This is a genomic window from Aestuariivirga sp. (genome assembly GCF_046294715.1).
In the GTDB taxonomy this organism is placed as follows: domain Bacteria; phylum Pseudomonadota; class Alphaproteobacteria; order Rhizobiales; family Aestuariivirgaceae; genus Aestuariivirga.
In genome coordinates, this window is record NZ_JBKBKI010000054.1 from 1 (window position 1) to 14,597 (window position 14,597).

The following is a 14,597-nucleotide window of genomic DNA, read 5'->3' on the forward strand; positions in this document are numbered from 1 at the left end:
GACGGCATGTTCAGGATGATGTCGTCTCCCACCCGGGTGACCGACACGCCGGAGCCCCTGAGTCTCTCGCGCAGCTTGGCTTCCTGGTTGTCCATGTAGAGGCCCACGCCGCCGCCCGCCAGGGCGCCCAGTCCCGCGCCGATGAGCATCGACTTCCGCGTCGAGGCGCTGGTGTTCTGCCCGATGATGAGGCCGGCCGCGGTGCCGACGAGGGCTCCCGTGCCGGCGCCGATGGCGGTGTTGGAAACCTTTCGCTCCCCCGTGAAGGGGTCGGTCGAACAGGCGGCGAGAAGGGTGGCGGAAGCCGCCACGATGGTGATCTTACGAAGCATGAATACCCCACTGCAACGAAGGGTGAATTTGCCTCATCTTGTGGCGCCAATGTGGTTAAGAAACGCTTATTCTGCGGCTTCGAGATCTTCCTCGTCCACCAGGAACCCGCCGGACTGGCGTTGCCACAGCGAGGCGTAGAGCCCGCCCCGGTCGAGCAGTTCGCGGTGGCTTCCTTCCTCCACGATGAGGCCCTTGTCCATGATGACGAGGCGGTCCATGGCGGCGATGGTGGAGAGGCGATGGGCCACGGCGATCACCGTCTTGCCCTCCATCAGGGCATAGAGGTTCTCCTGGATCGCCTGTTCCACCTCGGAGTCGAGCGCGCTCGTCGCCTCGTCCAGAACGAGGATTGGGGCATTCTTGAGCAGCACGCGGGCGATGGCGATTCGCTGCCGCTGGCCACCCGAGAGCTTGACGCCGCGCTCGCCCACATGCGCCTCGTAGCCGCGCCGGCCCTTCGGGTCGACGAGCGAGGCGATGAACTCGTCGGCATGGGCCTTGCGCGCCGCCGCCTCGATCTCGGCCATGCTGGCGTCCGGCCTGCCATAGCGGATGTTGTCGATCACCGAGCGGTGGAGGAGGGAGGTGTCCTGCGTCACCACCCCGATCGCCGCGCGCAGCGAATCCTGCGTCGTCCCCGCGATGTCCTGCCCGTCGATCAGGATGCGGCCCTTCTCGAGGTCGTAGAAGCGGAGCAGCAGGTTGGTGAGCGTGGACTTGCCGGCACCCGAGCGCCCGACGAGGCCAACCTTTTCGCCCGGCCTGATGTCGAGCGTGAGGTTCTCGACGACCGGCCTCTCCTTCGGGCCCACCGGCTTGCCGTAGTTGAAGTTGACGTTCTCGAAGCGGATGGCGCCCTCGGTCACCACCAGGGGCTTCGCCCCCTCGGCATCCCGGATCGAGCGCTCGCGCGCGACGGTGTCGATGCCGTCCTGGATGACGCCGATGTCCTCGAAGAGGCCCGCCACCTCCCAGATGATCCACTGCGACATGGCCTTCAGCCTGAGCGTGAGGCCGATGGCGAAGGCGATGGCGCCGGTGCTGATCTGGCCCGTGTGCCAGAGCCACACGGAGGTGCCCGACATGGTGAAGATGAGCACGCCCGAGAGAACCTGCAGCGTCGTCGTCATCAGGGTGGACATGCGCATGGATCGGTTGACGGCGTCCAGCATCCAGCCCATGCCTTCCTTGGCATAGGAGTCCTCGCGGTCGGCGTGGGCGAAGAGCTTCACCGTCGGGATGTTGGTGTAGCTGTCCACCACCCGGCCGGTGACGAGCGAGCGCATGTCGGCCTGCTCTGCCGAGAGGCGGCCCAGCTTCGGCACGAAGTACCAGCAGGCCGCCGCATATCCCGCGAGCCAGATCAGCAGCGGGATCATCAGCCAGCGGTCGCTGGTGGCGACGAGCACGAGTGCGCCCACGAAATAGACCGACACATAGACGATCACCTCGGTCAGCTTCATCACCGCGTCGCGCACGCCGAGCGCCGTCTGCATCACCTTGGTGGCGATCCGCCCGGCGAAGTCGTTGGTGAAGAAGTCCATGCTCTGGCGGAGCACGTAGCGGTGCGCCGTCCAGCGGATGCGCATGGCGTAATTGCCGCGCAGGCCCTGGTGTGAGATCGATTCCGAGATGAAATTGAGCCCCGGTAGCACCAGCAGCACGATCACGCCCATCACCGCGAGTTCCCTCCCGTGATCGGTCCAGAACGTCTCGCGGTCGGCCGTCGTCAGCAGGTCGACGAGATCACCCAGGAAGGCGAAGAGATAGACCTCGATGAAGGCAATCGCCGCCGAAAACAGGATGGACACGAGAAGCAGCGGCCAGAACGGCCTGGTATAGTGCCAGGCAAAGGCGAAGAGGCCCCGCGGCGGCATGGCGGGCCGCTCGGGAGGGAAGGGGTCGACCAGCGACTCGAGCCAGCGGAAGAAACGGTCGATCACGAAAGCAACTCCGCGCGCACTCTGCCCTCGGGGCCGGCGCTTCAAGATTGTCCCACGGGGGAAATTCGGCCCCTTATAAACGCGTGAATTCGGGCCGGAAAGGGGCCATGCCCCGGAGTTGCGCCGGGCTCCACCCTTGCGCTTTCCGCATGAACTCGAGCCCCGCGGCCATGCTATGGGGCAGGTCATGGCGTCTTCCCGGCTGATCCCCCTCATCATCGCCTCGGCCCTGTTCATGGAGAACATGGATTCGACCGTGATCGCCACCTCGCTCCCCGCCATCGCCAGGGACCTGGGAACCGACCCGATCGTACTGAAGCTCGCCTTCACCACCTATCTCCTCAGCCTCACCGTGTTCATTCCCGTGAGCGGCTGGCTGGCGGACCGTTTCGGCGCCCGCCACGTGTTCCGCGCGGCGATCGCCGTCTTCACAATCGGATCGGTCGCCTGCGGCCTCGCCACCTCTTTGGGCGGCCTCGTCGCGGCACGCGGGCTCCAGGGCATCGGCGGGGCCATGATGGTGCCGGTGGGCCGCATCATCCTGCTCCGCACCGTTCCGAAATCGGAACTCGTGGACGCCCTGGCATGGCTCACGATCCCGGCCCTCATCGGCCCGCTGGTCGGCCCGCCCGTGGGCGGCTTCATCACCGACAATTTCGGCTGGCGCTGGGTGTTCTGGATGAACCTGCCCTTCGGCATCGCCGCCATCGCTCTCGCCACCGCCCTGATGCCGGAGACCAGCGTCGACAAGGTGCCGCCGCTCGATGCCAGGGGCTTCCTTCTCTCGGGCCTCGGTCTGTCCTCCTTCATCTTCGGCCTCACGGTGATGGGCCGCGACCTGCTGCCGGGCTACACGCCATCGCTCCTCGTCGTCTTCGGCGCAGTGCTGACGGCGCTCTACGTGCGCCACGCGCGGGTGACGGAGAACCCGATCCTCGACCTCAAACTCCTCAGCATCGAAACCTTCCGCGCCGGCGTCGTCGGCGGAAGCCTGTTCCGCATCGGGGTGGGGGCCGTTCCCTTCCTCCTGCCCCTGATGTTCCAGCTCGCCTATGGCATGAGCGCCTTCGAATCCGGCCTCATCACCTTCGTCGCCGCGGCGGGCGCCATCTCGATGAAGCTCGGGGCTGCCCGGCTCATCCGCCGCTTCGGCTTCCGCCAGCTCCTCATCGTCAACGGCCTCATCGCCAGCGCCTCGATCGCGGTGATGGGGCTTCTCTCCTCCTCCACCCCCTATCTCCTCGCCGTGGCGCTGCTCTTCGCGGGCGGATTCCTGCGCTCGCTGCAGTTCACGGCCCTGAACGCCATGTCCTATTCGGACGTGGACCACGCACAGGCGAGCTATGCCACGAGCCTCTACACCGTGGTGCAGCAGCTCTCGCTTTCGGTGGGCGTGGTGCTCGCCGCCTTCGTGCTCGAGGCGGCGCAATGGTGGCGCGCAGAGCAGGCGCTGACGCCGCTCGACTTCACCATTGTCTTCTTCGTGGTCGCGGCCTGCTCGGTCAGTGCCGTGCTGCAGTTCATGGGCCTGTCGGCGGGGGCGGGGGCGAGCGTCTCCGGAAGGCCGAAGTAGGCGGCTTCAGGCGCCGGTCTCGTGGTCGGGGTGCTGCAGGCTCTTCAGCCGCTTCATCTTTTCCGGCGGTATGTCGTCCTCGGTGCGGCTGCCGGGCAGCGTGTGGAGAAGCGCGAAGGCAGGCAGCCGGCCTTCGATTCCATACTGGTGGGCGGGTGTGACGGCCTCGGGGTGGTCGAGCGTCGCGATGGACATGTCGACGTGGTCCGAGCCATCGTCGGCGATCAGCAGCGGCGTTCCGCAGTCCCGGCAGAATCCGCGCTGCGCCAGGGCAGAGCTCCGGAAGAAGGACGGCTTGCCGCGCGTCCACTGGAGGCCATCCGTGCGTGTGGCAAAAAGCGCCGCGAAGTAATTGCCATAGGCTTTCTGGCACATGCGGCAATGGCAGATGTGCGGGTTCTCGAGGGGCGCGGTGATGCGGTAGCGCACGGCTCCGCACTGGCAGCCGCCGGTCACGGCACTCTCGGGCATCGAAGGCTCCTCAGTCATGGTCGGGTTGCTGGCGGCTGGCGAGCCGCTTCATCTCCTCCGGCGGGATGTCGTCCTCGGTGCGGGTGCCGGGCAGCGTGTGCAGCAGTCCGAAGGCGGGAAGCCGCGCCTCGATGCCATACTGGTTGGCGGGCGTCACGGCCTCGGGGCGGTCGAGCGAGCCGATCGACACGGCGATCCGCTCGGACTCGTCATAGGCGAAGGTGAGCGGCGTTCCGCAATCGCGGCAGAAGCCGCGCTGCACGATCTCGGAGCTGCGGAAGAAGGAGGGCTGGCCCTTCGTCCACTGGAGCCCGGTCTTCTTCGTGCCGACGAGGGCTGCGAAATAATTCCCGAACGCCTTCTGGCACATGCGGCAGTGGCAGATATGCGGGTTTTCGAACGGCGCCGTGATGCGGTAGCGCACGGCCCCGCACTGGCAGCCGCCGGTGGCGATGGCGTCTGTCATGACGGGCAGTGTTTCAGGAAATCGGCCCGGTGTCGAGCGGGCACGGTTCTCCGTCAGCCCATCGCCTTCTGGAGGTTAGCGTCGATGGCGTCGAGGAAGCCTTCGGTCGAGAGCCAGCCCTGGTCCGGGCCGACGAGCACGGCGAGGTCCTTCGTCATCTTGCCGGACTCGATCGTCTCCACCACGACCTTCTCCAGCGTCTCGGCGAAGCGCTTCAGCTCTTGATTGCCGTCGAGCTTGGCGCGGTGCTTGAGGCCGCCCGTCCAGGCGAAGATCGAGGCCGAGGAATTGGTTGAGGTCTGCTTGCCCTGCTGGTGCAGGCGGTAGTGGCGCGTCACCGTGCCGTGCGCCGCCTCGGCCTCCACCGTCCTGCCGTCCGGCGTCATCAGCACCGAGGTCATCAGGCCAAGCGAGCCGAAGCCCTGCGCCACCGTGTCGGACTGCACGTCGCCGTCATAGTTCTTGCAGGCCCAGACATAGCCGCCCGTCCACTTGAGGGAAGAGGCCACCATGTCGTCGATCAGGCGGTGCTCGTAGCCGATGCCGTTCTTCTCGAACTCGGCCTTGAACTCGACGTCGTAGATTTCCTGGAAGATGTCCTTGAAGCGGCCGTCATAGGCCTTGAGGATGGTGTTCTTGGTGGAGAGATAGACCGGGTACTTCCGGTTCAGGCCGTAGTTGAAGGAAGCCCGCGCGAACTCCCTGATCGACTCGTCGAGGTTGTACATGGCCATCGCCACGCCCGCGCCGGGAGACTTGAAAACCTCGCGCTCGATCACCGAACCGTCCTCGCCCACGAATTTCACGGTGAGCGTGCCCTTGCCGGGGAAGGTGAAGTCCGTGGCGCGGTACTGGTCGCCGAAGGCGTGGCGGCCGATGACGATGGGCTGCGTCCAGCCCGGAACGAGGCGCGGCACGTTGCGGCAGATGATCGGTTCACGGAAGATCACGCCGCCCAGGATGTTGCGGATCGTGCCGTTGGGCGACTTCCACATCTGCTTGAGGCCGAATTCCTTCACCCGTCCCTCGTCCGGGGTGATGGTGGCGCATTTGACGCCCACGCCATGCTGCTTGATGGCGTTGGCCGCATCGACGGTGACCTTGTCCTCCGTCCGGTCGCGGTTCTCCACCGAGAGGTCGTAGTAGTGGAGGTCGAGGTCGAGATAGGGCGCGATCAGCTTCTTCTTGATCAGGTCCCAGATGATGCGGGTCATCTCGTCGCCGTCGAGTTCGACAACCGGGTTCTGGACCTTGATCTTCGCCATGGGACGCGCCTTCTGTTGCACTGCGGAAACTCGGGCGCGGCTATAGCAGCACGGGGCAGGGGCGGCAAATCAGACTGTCGGCGGAGAAGGCGCCCGTCCAGCCTCGCGCAGGAACCAGTTGACGGCGGCGCGATGTGCCGGGCTCTGCGCCTCCTCCGCCCGGTAGGAGAGGAAGTGCCCGCTGGGGCTCGGCAGGTCGAGGTCCGACAGCCGCACGAGATCGCCGCGCAGCAGCGCAGCATCGACGAGCGGCCGGGAGCCGAGGAGGATGCCCGCCCCCGCTTTCGCCGCCTCGAGGGCAATGAGGAACGTATCGAAGCTGTGGAATGCGCGGGCCGGAGCAGGCCGCCCGGCCATCATGAACCAATCCCGCCACATCTCCCGCGCGCCCCTCACCGTGAGGAGGGGCATCTCCTGCCAGTCCTCGGAGGCGAGGGAAGGGCTGGCCACCGGCGTCAGGTATTCGGTGGTGAGCCGGTGCGACTGCAGCCCCGGCCAGCTTCCAGTGCCGAAGCGGATCTCGAGATCGGCTTCGGCGGCGGCATAGTCTCCCGGCAGCGTCATCGTCGAGACGGCCAGCGCCACGCCGGGAACGGCCGCGGTGAAGGCGGCAAGCCGCGGCGCAAGCCACAACGCCCCGAAGGAGGCGGGCGTCACCAGCCGCAACTCGGCGCTGCGTGTGCTCCCGAATAGTTCGGCCGTGGTGTGGGAAAGGCTCGCGAAGGCCGCCTGCACATGCGGAAGATAGGCGGCGCCGTCGGCCGAAAGCTCCACGCCCCGGCGGCCGCGCCGGAACAGGGAAACGCCCAGCCGGTGCTCCAGCGCCTTGATCTGCTGGCTCACCGCCGCCTGGGTGAGGCCCAGTTCCTCCGCCGCCAGAGTGAAGTTGAGCCGCCGCGCCGCCGCCTCGAAGCTGCGGAGCCAGGGAAGATGGGGGAGATCATCTGCCATAACTGAAACGAGGTCTCGCCTGAAGAATTGCTGATTTGCATCATGGCAGGCGCTACGGCAGGCTGCAATCCGGGAAACAGCGGAGCGATGACGATGCAGCTAACCGGAGCGACACTGATCGACGGCGGCGGGGCCGTGGAACTCTTGCTGGGGGGCGAGCGCCACCGCTTCCATGCCCTGTGGCTGCGCGACAATGCCCGGGACGAGAAGACGCGGAGCCCGGGCAATGGCCAGCGCCTCATCACCATCCTCGACATTCCGGCCGGAACGCGGATTGCCGAGGCGCGTACCGAGGGCGGCACGCTCTCGCTCCGCTTCGAGCCGGAGGGCAAGGTGGTGGACTACGACGCCGCATGGCTTGCCCGCCACGCCTACGACCGCCGCGGCGAGCGGGAACCGGGCTGGACGGGTCCCGAGATCGAGCGGTGGGATTCGCGGCTTCACAACGCTGTTCCCACCGAAAGCTGGAACGCCGTGACGAAGGACCGGGGGGCACTCGGCCGCTGGCTCGCCGCGGTGCGCCGCTACGGCTTCGCGGTGATGACGCAGACGCCCACCGAGGCCGGCACGCTGTGCAAGGTGGCCGAACTTTTCGGCTTCGTGCGCGAGACCAATTACGGCCGCTGGTTCGAGGTCAGGGCGGAGGTGAATCCCAACAATCTCGCCTACACCAACCTCGGCCTCCAGGCCCACACCGACAATCCCTACCGCGACCCGGTGCCCACGCTGCAGATTCTCGCCTGCCTCGAGAACTCGGTGGATGGCGGGGATTCGATCGTGGTCGACGGCTTCAAGGTGGCGGAACGGCTGAAGGCCGAAAGCCCCGGGGGCTTCGCTCTGCTCGCCGGACACCCCGCGCGCTTCGCCTATGAGGGCTCGGCCGGCGTGAAGCTCCGCTCGAAGCGGCCGATGATCGAGCTGGGGCCCGATGGCGAGCTTCTCGCCATCCGCTTCAACAACCGCTCGGCGGCGGCCTTCACCGACATCCCCTACGAGCACATGGCGGAATTCTACGCCGCCTACCGCCGCTTCGCCGAGCTGATCGAGGACCCGACCATGGAGGTGAGCTTCAAGCTCAAGCCGGGCGAGCTGTTCATCGTCGACAACACCCGCGTGCTGCATGCGCGGAAGAGCTTCTCCGGCACCGGCAAGCGCTGGCTCCAGGGCTGCTACGCCGACAAGGACGGGCTGCTCTCCACCCTCTCGGCCATCGAAGAAGAAGGACTGCTCTCATGACCGCGCCCAAGCTCGACCGCACCAACATCGTTGACTTCATCGCCGACATCTTCGAGCGGCGCGGGGCCGAGTCCTATCTCGGCGAGGCGGTGACCATGTCGGAGCACATGCTGCAGGGCGCGGTGCTGGCCGAGCAGGAAGGAGCGCCCGAGGAACTGGTGGCGGCGGCCCTTCTCCACGACATCGGCCACTACACCTCGGAATTCGGCACCATGTCGCTCGGCGACGAGCGCGACAACTACCACGAGGAGGCGGGCGCCCATGTGCTGGAGCCGTTCTTCCCGCCCGTCATCACCGAATGCGTGCGCCTCCACGTTCCGGCCAAGCGCTACCTTTGCGCCACCGACAAGGGTTACTATGACCGCCTCTCCGAAGCCTCGAAACACACGCTGATGCTGCAGGGCGGGCCGATGAGCGCGGAGGAGGTGAAGGACTTCGAGAAGAACCCCTACCACCGCGAAGCCGTGAAGGTGCGGATCTGGGACGACGAGGGCAAGAAGCCCGGCATGAAGACGCCGGACTTCCGCCACTACATGCCGCTCCTCAAGCGCGTGGTGGAGCGCCAGCAGGGCAGGGTGGTGGCGTAAGGTTCCGGCGAACTCCTCTCGCGCGCCGCAGCCTTGGGAGAGGGTGCCCGAAGGGCGGGCGAGGGCTGGAAACGGGCGGGATGTCGTTCTAAGCACGCCGCATGACCCTCCGTGCCTCCGGCGAGGCCAATGCCCTTCGCCACCCCAAGTTCGTGCTCTACTGGCTGGCGATCGGCTGCGCGTCCTTCGCCGTGCAGATCATGTCCGTTTCCGTCGGCTGGCAGATCTACGACATCACGCGCGACCCGCTCTACCTTGGCTACGTCGGCCTTGCCCAGTTCATGCCGCCGCTGCTGCTGGTGCTGGTGACGGGGCTTGCCGCCGACCGTTTCAACCGCCGCTTCATCATGGCGGGCTGCCTGGCGCTCGAGGCACTCTGCGCGCTGGGCCTGCTGCTCTTCACGCTGTCCGATCCCGGCGGCGTTGCGCCGGTCTTCGGCATACTCGTGGTGCTGGGCGTGGCGCGCGCCTTCCTGAACCCGGCATCGGATGCGCTCGCCCCCAACCTTGTGCCGAGGAAGGCGATCGCCCATGCCATCTCGCTCACCGCCATGATCTGGCAGGTGGCCAACATCGCAGGCCCGGTGGCGGGCGGCCTGCTCTATGGCATCTCCGGTGAAGCGGCCTATGGCACCGCACTGGCACTGGTGACGGCGGCGGCGGTTCTCGTCCTCTCGATCGGCCGCGTGCCGCAGCCCAACCATGCGGGCGCCGAAACGACGCTCGGCACCCTCTTCGCGGGCTTCTCCTTCATCCGGAAGGAGAGAATCGTGCTGGGCGCGATCTCGCTCGATCTCTTCGCCGTTCTGCTCGGCGGCGCCGTGGCGCTGCTGCCCGTCTATGCGCGCGACATCCTTGAAGTAGGTCCCTGGGGGCTGGGGCTGCTGCGCGCCGCGCCCGGCGTGGGCGCCGTCGCGATGGCGCTCTACCTCGCGCGTTTCGGCATCAAGGACAGGGCAGGGGTGATCCTCTTCGTCTTCGTCGCCGCCTTCGGTTTCTTCACCATGGTGTTCGGGCTCTCCACCTTCGTGCCCCTCTCGATCGCGGCGCTCGTGCTGATGGGCGCCTTCGACATGGTGAGCGTCTATATCCGCGAGACGCTGCTGCAGCTCTGGACGCCCGACGAGGTGAGGGGCCGCGTCAACGCCGTGAACCGCGTCTTCATCGGGGCGTCGAACGAGCTGGGCGAATTCCGCGCCGGGGTCGTCGCGGCCTGGATCGGGGCGGTGGCCGCCGTGACGCTGGGAGGTGCCGGCACGATGGCGGTGGCCTACTTCTGGTCCCGCTGGTTCCCCGAGCTTCGCACCGCGCGGCGCCTGGACGGGCGGGGTTAGGCCCCGCCCGCCCGAGGGGATCACGCCGCCGCGCGATGCGCCTTCGCCACGGCCGCCGAGATTTCCTCGATGTGCCGGTGATCGGTGCCGCAGCAGCCGCCGAACACCGTCACCTGAGGATGAAGCGCGCGTAGTGCCGCGTAGTCCGCCGCGAGTTCCAGCGGATTGCCGTCGTCGAGCTCGGTGGCCTCGTCGAGCTCGGCATGGCTGAGCCGGGAGGCATTGGCCCGGATGCCACGGATGCGCTGCATCCAATCCGAGCCGCCCTCGAGCCGGTCGCGGAAATGATCGGGATGGGCGCAGTTCACCATGTAGTAGGCGGGGGCACCCCCGGTTTCCCTGTCGGTCTCCGCGATGGCCTCGGCGAGGGTCTGGCCGGAGGGCAGGCGTCCGTCGGTCTCGACGGTGAAGGACACGACCACCGGCAGGCCGGCCTCCTGCGCAGCCTGGGCGATGCCGATGGCCTCGCCCGCGTGGGTCATGGTGATGGCGCTCACCATGTCCACGCCCGCTTCGGCGAAGCACTCCATCTGCCGCCGGTGATAGCTGCGGGCTTCCTCGCCCGTCATCATGGTCTCGGGCCGGTAACCGTCGCCGCGCGGCCCGAACACCCCGTTGATGACGATCGGCGTCGCCTCGGTCTCGTAGCGCGCGCGGGTGGCCTCGGCGAAGGCGACGGAGTCCCGGTTGATGCGGTCGAGTTCCGCGGAGGAAACGCCGAGCTTCGCCGCCCAGTCGGGATTGGCGCGCCAGGTGGGGGTGTCGAGGATGAAGCCCATGCCCCGGCGGAGGGCGATGGCGAGGTGGCGGTCGAAATAGCGCGTGAGCCGCTCGCGGCCGTCTTCGCTGTCGAGCAGCGTGAAGGCAGCGAAGCAGGGAAGCTCGAGACCTTCGTGGAACACCATCGTCGTCTCGAGGCCGCTGTCGGACAGGAAATAGGTCCCGTTCATCTGCGGCAGGCTGTTGCGGTACTTGCTCATGATAGATTTCCTCTGTGCTTGGCAAATGCGCGTCTGCGCTGACGGGGCGCTTTTTGCAGCAACTGGGCCGGCCCAACTAGAGAACCCGTGGTGCAGCGCTCAAAGGCTTTTGTTTTGTCGATATAATGCAGCGGTTTACCGCGGAGGCGCCGCTTGGCCGCCAGCCTGCGCGGCCATCGGCGTGCAAGGCAAGTGCACTTGTGGTATAGAAACTTGATGAAGGAGGATGCTCTCAGGACGCGCCCCAGCACCAGGGAACGCCTATTGGAGGTTGCCGAGACCGCGGTGCTGGAAAAAGGCTTCGCCGCGACCTCGATCGAGGAGCTGATCGCCGCGGTGGGCATCACCAAGGGCGGATTCTTCTACCATTTCAGGGACAAGGGCGAACTCGCGAAGGCGCTGCTGCAGCGCTACGTCGACAACGAGAACCGGCTGTTCGACGAGCTTTTCGGCCGCGCCGACGAGCTGAACGAGGACCCCCTGCACGGCTTTCTCGTGGGCCTCAAGATGCTTGCCGAACTCCTGAATGACCTTCCTTCGGGCCATCCCGGCTGCGTGGTGGCGGCGATCTGCTACCAGGAGCAGCTGTTCAACCGGGAAGTGGCGGAGCTCAACGCCGCCGCGATCCTCGCCTGGCGGGCACGCTTCCGCCGCCGCTTCGAGCTGATCGCCGCGCACTACCCGCCCCGCATCCAGGTGAATTTCAACGACCTGGCGGACATGCTCTCGGGCCTCGCGGACGGCGGCATCATCCTCTCGAAGGTGCTGAAGGACCCGAAGGCGCTGCCGCGACAGATCATGCTCTACCGCGACTTCGTGCGCGCCGTTTTCCTGGGCGTCAGCCACTGAGCGGTCAGCTCACTGGCGCGCCTCGACCGATTTCGCTAATTCCCCCTCATGGCTGGAACCGACAAGACGAGGAATCAGGTGCTGGGCCCCGCACCCGTCGCCGTGCTGGTGAACCCCCAGCTGGGCGAGAACATCGGGACGGCGGCGCGCGCCATGGCGAATTTCGGGCTTCACGAGCTCCGCCTCGTGGACCCGCGCGACGGCTGGCCGAACGAGAAGGCGCTCACCTCCTCCTCCGGCGCCAACTGGATCATCGAGAACGCCACGGTCCACGCCGCGCTCGATGAGGCGCTGAAGGACGTGAACTACGTCTATGCCACGACGGCGCGGCCGCGCGGCATGATCAAGGAGGTGATCACGCCCGAGCAGGCCGGCCACGACATGCGGGCCCGCGTGGGCCGCGGCGAGCGGGTGGCGATCCTCTTCGGGCGCGAGCGCACCGGCCTCACCAACGACGAGATCTCGATGGCGGACGTGATCGTGACGGCACCTGTAAACCCCGCCTTCGCCTCGATCAACATCGCCCAGGCGGTTCTCCTGATGGGTTACGAGTGGTTCAAGGAGCGGGCCGAAACGCTGGGCCAGCAGACGCCGGAGCTTCCCGCCCTCGAGGGCCCCGGCCTGCAGACGCCCGATACCCGGCCGGCCACCAAGGAGGAGCTCTATGGCTTCTTCGATCACCTCGAGCGTGAGCTCGACATCGCCGGCTTCTTCAAGACCGAAGACAAGAAACCCGGCATGATGCGCAACATCCGCAACCTCTTCGGACGCGCCGAACTCACCGAGCAGGAGGTGCGCTCGCTGCGCGGCATCGTCTCCTCGCTCACCCGCGCCCATGAGCGGCGGAGGGAGCAACGCGCACAGCAGGAGCGCGGTGAGGGATGAGCGCCGCGCGCATCCTGCTGTTCGATTCAGGCATGGGAGGCCTCACCGTGGCCCGCTCGGTGCGACACGAGCTTCCCTTCGCCCATCTCGTCTACGCGGCGGACAATGCAGCCTTCCCCTATGGCGCGTGGGAGGAGCAGGCGCTGGTGAAGCGCATCCTCTTCGTGATGGGCGAGCTGATCGAGCGGGTCGAGCCGGCGCTCGTGGTGGTCGCCTGCAACACGGCCTCGACGATCGCGCTCGCGCAGCTGCGTGAAACCTTCAGCCTTCCCTTCGTCGGAACCGTTCCGGCCATCAAGCCCGCGGCGGCGCAGACCAAGTCCGGCATCGTCGGGGTGCTCGCCACGCCCGGCACGGTGCGGCGCGAGTATACCCAGGCGCTGATCCACGACTTCGCCTCCCACTGCCACGTGGTGCTGCATGGCGCGGGCCGGATGGCGGAGATCGCTGAGCGCAAGCTCAAGGGCGTTCCCGTCAACCTCGGCGAACTGAAGGCCGAGATCGCCCCGGTCTTCCACGAGGAGGAGGGGCGGCGCACCGACATCGTGGTGCTGGGCTGCACCCATTATCCCTTGCTCGCCGACGAGATGGCGAAGGTGGAGCCTTGGGTGGTCCGCTACATCGATCCCGCTCCGGCGATCGCCAGGCGCGTGGCGGACGTCCTGCGCGACGCCGAGGTTCAGGACGCCTCGAAGCCGGTGCCGCCGCACAACTCCGTGCTGCTCACCTCCTCGCGCGCAGGTGCCGAGGATGCTCTGCCCGCCTATGCGAAGCTGGGCTTCCACCTGCCGGAGTTCCTTGACCTCCGGGTTTGACAGGATGAAGGAATTTAATCCTTGACAGCGCGCGCTCGCCGGCGTAAGAAGGCGCATTCTCCACACATGGGCATCGGGTTCGAAGGCGGCGGGAGCGCTGGGCGTGGTGCGCTCCATCACCGCCGTCCCGGCCCTTCCTCAGGTGGGGGAGGGGGAAGGGCATGCGGATTTGACAGGGCGGGCGCTTTGGCCTATAGGCGCCGCAGCACGGGGTTCATCGGGCCCCGTGTTCGCTTGCCCGCGCCCCTGATGGGGCTGTCGGCCGGGAGACCGGCGCCGAGGAGGGTGGGTTCTCAACTGACGTCACTTGGAGACCGTAAATGACGAAGCGCGCAAACGCGAAATACAAGATCGACCGCCGCATGGGCGAGAACATCTGGGGCCGCCCGAAGAGCCCCGTCAACAAGCGTGAATATGGCCCCGGCCAGCACGGCCAGCGCCGCAAGGGCAAGATGTCGGACTTCGGCACCCAGCTGAAGGCCAAGCAGAAGCTCAAGGGTTATTACGCCAACATGTCGGAGCGGCAGTTCCGCAAGATCTACGACGAGGCCATCCGCCTGACGGGCGACTCGTCTGAAAACCTCATCGGCCTGCTCGAGCGCCGCCTGGACATGGTGGTCTACCGGGCCAAGTTCGTGCCGACCATCTTCGCCGCCCGCCAGTTCGTGAGCCACGGCCACGTGAAGGTGAACGGCCGCCGCGTGACCATCGCCTCGATCCGGCTGCGCGCGGGCGACACGATCGAGCTCACCGAGAAGGCCAAGGGCCTGGCCAACGTGCTGGAGGCCACCCAGCTCGCCGAGCGCGACACGCCGGACTATATCGAGGTGGACCACAAGGGCATGACCGCCCGCCTGGTGCGGATCCCGGCGCTGTCTGACGTGCCCTATCCGGTGCAGATGGAGCCGA

15 protein-coding genes are annotated in these 14,597 nt (G+C 66.9%); 8 read left to right on the plus strand and 7 right to left on the minus strand.

The window, feature by feature from the left end; genetic code table 11:
* The coding region (locus ACK4HL_RS19810; RefSeq protein WP_409764372.1) for a glycine zipper domain-containing protein at positions 1 to 332 on the minus strand (332 nt) is incomplete at its 3' end.
* A gap of 66 nt (positions 333 to 398) precedes the next feature.
* Positions 399 to 2,210 (minus strand): ABC transporter ATP-binding protein, encoded by a 1,812-nt coding sequence (locus tag ACK4HL_RS19815; protein ID WP_409764415.1) that lies wholly within the window; start codon positions 2,208 to 2,210, stop codon positions 399 to 401.
* 253 nt (positions 2,211 to 2,463) lie between these two features.
* Here ACK4HL_RS19815 and ACK4HL_RS19820 point away from each other — a divergent pair, with 253 nt between their 5' ends.
* Complete coding sequence (locus ACK4HL_RS19820; protein WP_409764375.1) at positions 2,464 to 3,849, plus strand: MFS transporter; 1,386 nt, start codon at positions 2,464 to 2,466, stop codon at positions 3,847 to 3,849.
* A 6-nt stretch (positions 3,850 to 3,855) separates the two neighbouring features.
* Here ACK4HL_RS19820 and ACK4HL_RS19825 read toward each other — a convergent pair whose 3' ends face one another.
* The 4 genes from ACK4HL_RS19825 to ACK4HL_RS19840 all read right to left on the minus strand — a co-directional run bounded on the left by ACK4HL_RS19825 (position 3,856) and on the right by ACK4HL_RS19840 (position 7,002).
* Positions 3,856 to 4,320 (minus strand): GFA family protein, encoded by a 465-nt coding sequence (locus tag ACK4HL_RS19825; RefSeq protein WP_409764378.1) that lies wholly within the window; start codon positions 4,318 to 4,320, stop codon positions 3,856 to 3,858.
* Positions 4,321 to 4,330: 10 nt separating this feature from the next.
* Entirely contained in the window at positions 4,331 to 4,786 is a 456-nt protein-coding gene (locus tag ACK4HL_RS19830) for a GFA family protein (RefSeq protein ID WP_409764382.1), read from the minus strand.
* Positions 4,787 to 4,839: 53 nt separating this feature from the next.
* Positions 4,840 to 6,051: an NADP-dependent isocitrate dehydrogenase gene (locus ACK4HL_RS19835; RefSeq protein WP_409764385.1), complete on the minus strand. Its 1,212-nt coding sequence runs from the start codon at positions 6,049 to 6,051 to the stop codon at positions 4,840 to 4,842.
* 69 nt (positions 6,052 to 6,120) lie between these two features.
* Positions 6,121 to 7,002 carry a LysR substrate-binding domain-containing protein gene (locus tag ACK4HL_RS19840; RefSeq protein ID WP_409764388.1) on the minus strand — a complete coding sequence of 294 codons (882 nt, stop codon included), beginning with the start codon at positions 7,000 to 7,002 and terminating at the stop codon, positions 6,121 to 6,123.
* Positions 7,003 to 7,095: 93 nt separating this feature from the next.
* Here ACK4HL_RS19840 and ACK4HL_RS19845 point away from each other — a divergent pair, with 93 nt between their 5' ends.
* The 3 genes from ACK4HL_RS19845 to ACK4HL_RS19855 all read left to right on the plus strand — a co-directional run bounded on the left by ACK4HL_RS19845 (position 7,096) and on the right by ACK4HL_RS19855 (position 10,159).
* On the plus strand, positions 7,096 to 8,238 hold the full coding sequence (locus ACK4HL_RS19845) for a gamma-butyrobetaine dioxygenase (protein ID WP_409764391.1): 1,143 nt from the start codon (positions 7,096 to 7,098) through the stop codon (positions 8,236 to 8,238).
* Complete coding sequence (locus ACK4HL_RS19850; protein WP_409764394.1) at positions 8,235 to 8,825, plus strand: HD domain-containing protein; 591 nt, start codon at positions 8,235 to 8,237, stop codon at positions 8,823 to 8,825. The genes ACK4HL_RS19845 and ACK4HL_RS19850 overlap by 4 nt, the downstream gene beginning before the upstream one ends.
* A gap of 101 nt (positions 8,826 to 8,926) precedes the next feature.
* Positions 8,927 to 10,159 (plus strand): MFS transporter, encoded by a 1,233-nt coding sequence (locus ACK4HL_RS19855; protein WP_409764397.1) that lies wholly within the window; start codon positions 8,927 to 8,929, stop codon positions 10,157 to 10,159.
* Between the two features lie 20 nt (positions 10,160 to 10,179).
* Here ACK4HL_RS19855 and ACK4HL_RS19860 read toward each other — a convergent pair whose 3' ends face one another.
* Positions 10,180 to 11,139: a homocysteine S-methyltransferase family protein gene (locus ACK4HL_RS19860; RefSeq protein WP_409764400.1), complete on the minus strand. Its 960-nt coding sequence runs from the start codon at positions 11,137 to 11,139 to the stop codon at positions 10,180 to 10,182.
* A 216-nt stretch (positions 11,140 to 11,355) separates the two neighbouring features.
* On the opposite strand from ACK4HL_RS19860, the gene ACK4HL_RS19865 reads away from it, so the two are divergent.
* From ACK4HL_RS19865 to rpsD, 4 genes are all read left to right on the plus strand, one after another.
* The gene (locus ACK4HL_RS19865; RefSeq protein ID WP_409764403.1) at positions 11,356 to 11,988 is read left to right on the plus strand and encodes a TetR/AcrR family transcriptional regulator; all 633 of its coding nucleotides are present in this window, start codon (positions 11,356 to 11,358) and stop codon (positions 11,986 to 11,988) included.
* Positions 11,989 to 12,036: 48 nt separating this feature from the next.
* Entirely contained in the window at positions 12,037 to 12,873 is an 837-nt protein-coding gene (locus tag ACK4HL_RS19870) for an RNA methyltransferase (RefSeq protein ID WP_409764406.1), read from the plus strand.
* Complete coding sequence (gene murI, locus ACK4HL_RS19875; protein WP_409764409.1) at positions 12,870 to 13,688, plus strand: glutamate racemase; 819 nt, start codon at positions 12,870 to 12,872, stop codon at positions 13,686 to 13,688. The genes ACK4HL_RS19870 and murI overlap by 4 nt, the downstream gene beginning before the upstream one ends.
* A gap of 320 nt (positions 13,689 to 14,008) precedes the next feature.
* Positions 14,009 to 14,597, plus strand: a 589-nt coding sequence (gene rpsD / locus ACK4HL_RS19880; protein WP_409764412.1) for a 30S ribosomal protein S4, incomplete at its 3' end; no start/stop codon positions are given.

What these genes read in the sequence shown, in the direction of transcription:
- ACK4HL_RS19815 (WP_409764415.1), bottom strand. Translation starts at nt 2,210, where the DNA reads ATGCCGCCGCGGGGCCTCTTCGCCTTTGCCTGGCACTATACCAGGCCG.
- ACK4HL_RS19820 (WP_409764375.1), top strand. Translation starts at nt 2,464, where the DNA reads ATGGCGTCTTCCCGGCTGATCCCCCTCATCATCGCCTCGGCCCTGTTC.
- ACK4HL_RS19825 (WP_409764378.1), bottom strand. Translation starts at nt 4,320, where the DNA reads ATGCCCGAGAGTGCCGTGACCGGCGGCTGCCAGTGCGGAGCCGTGCGC.
- ACK4HL_RS19830 (WP_409764382.1), bottom strand. Translation starts at nt 4,786, where the DNA reads ATGACAGACGCCATCGCCACCGGCGGCTGCCAGTGCGGGGCCGTGCGC.
- ACK4HL_RS19835 (WP_409764385.1), bottom strand. Translation starts at nt 6,051, where the DNA reads ATGGCGAAGATCAAGGTCCAGAACCCGGTTGTCGAACTCGACGGCGAC.
- ACK4HL_RS19840 (WP_409764388.1), bottom strand. Translation starts at nt 7,002, where the DNA reads ATGGCAGATGATCTCCCCCATCTTCCCTGGCTCCGCAGCTTCGAGGCG.
- ACK4HL_RS19845 (WP_409764391.1), top strand. Translation starts at nt 7,096, where the DNA reads ATGCAGCTAACCGGAGCGACACTGATCGACGGCGGCGGGGCCGTGGAA.
- ACK4HL_RS19850 (WP_409764394.1), top strand. Translation starts at nt 8,235, where the DNA reads ATGACCGCGCCCAAGCTCGACCGCACCAACATCGTTGACTTCATCGCC.
- ACK4HL_RS19855 (WP_409764397.1), top strand. Translation starts at nt 8,927, where the DNA reads ATGACCCTCCGTGCCTCCGGCGAGGCCAATGCCCTTCGCCACCCCAAG.
- ACK4HL_RS19860 (WP_409764400.1), bottom strand. Translation starts at nt 11,139, where the DNA reads ATGAGCAAGTACCGCAACAGCCTGCCGCAGATGAACGGGACCTATTTC.
- ACK4HL_RS19865 (WP_409764403.1), top strand. Translation starts at nt 11,356, where the DNA reads ATGAAGGAGGATGCTCTCAGGACGCGCCCCAGCACCAGGGAACGCCTA.
- ACK4HL_RS19870 (WP_409764406.1), top strand. Translation starts at nt 12,037, where the DNA reads ATGGCTGGAACCGACAAGACGAGGAATCAGGTGCTGGGCCCCGCACCC.
- murI (WP_409764409.1), top strand. Translation starts at nt 12,870, where the DNA reads ATGAGCGCCGCGCGCATCCTGCTGTTCGATTCAGGCATGGGAGGCCTC.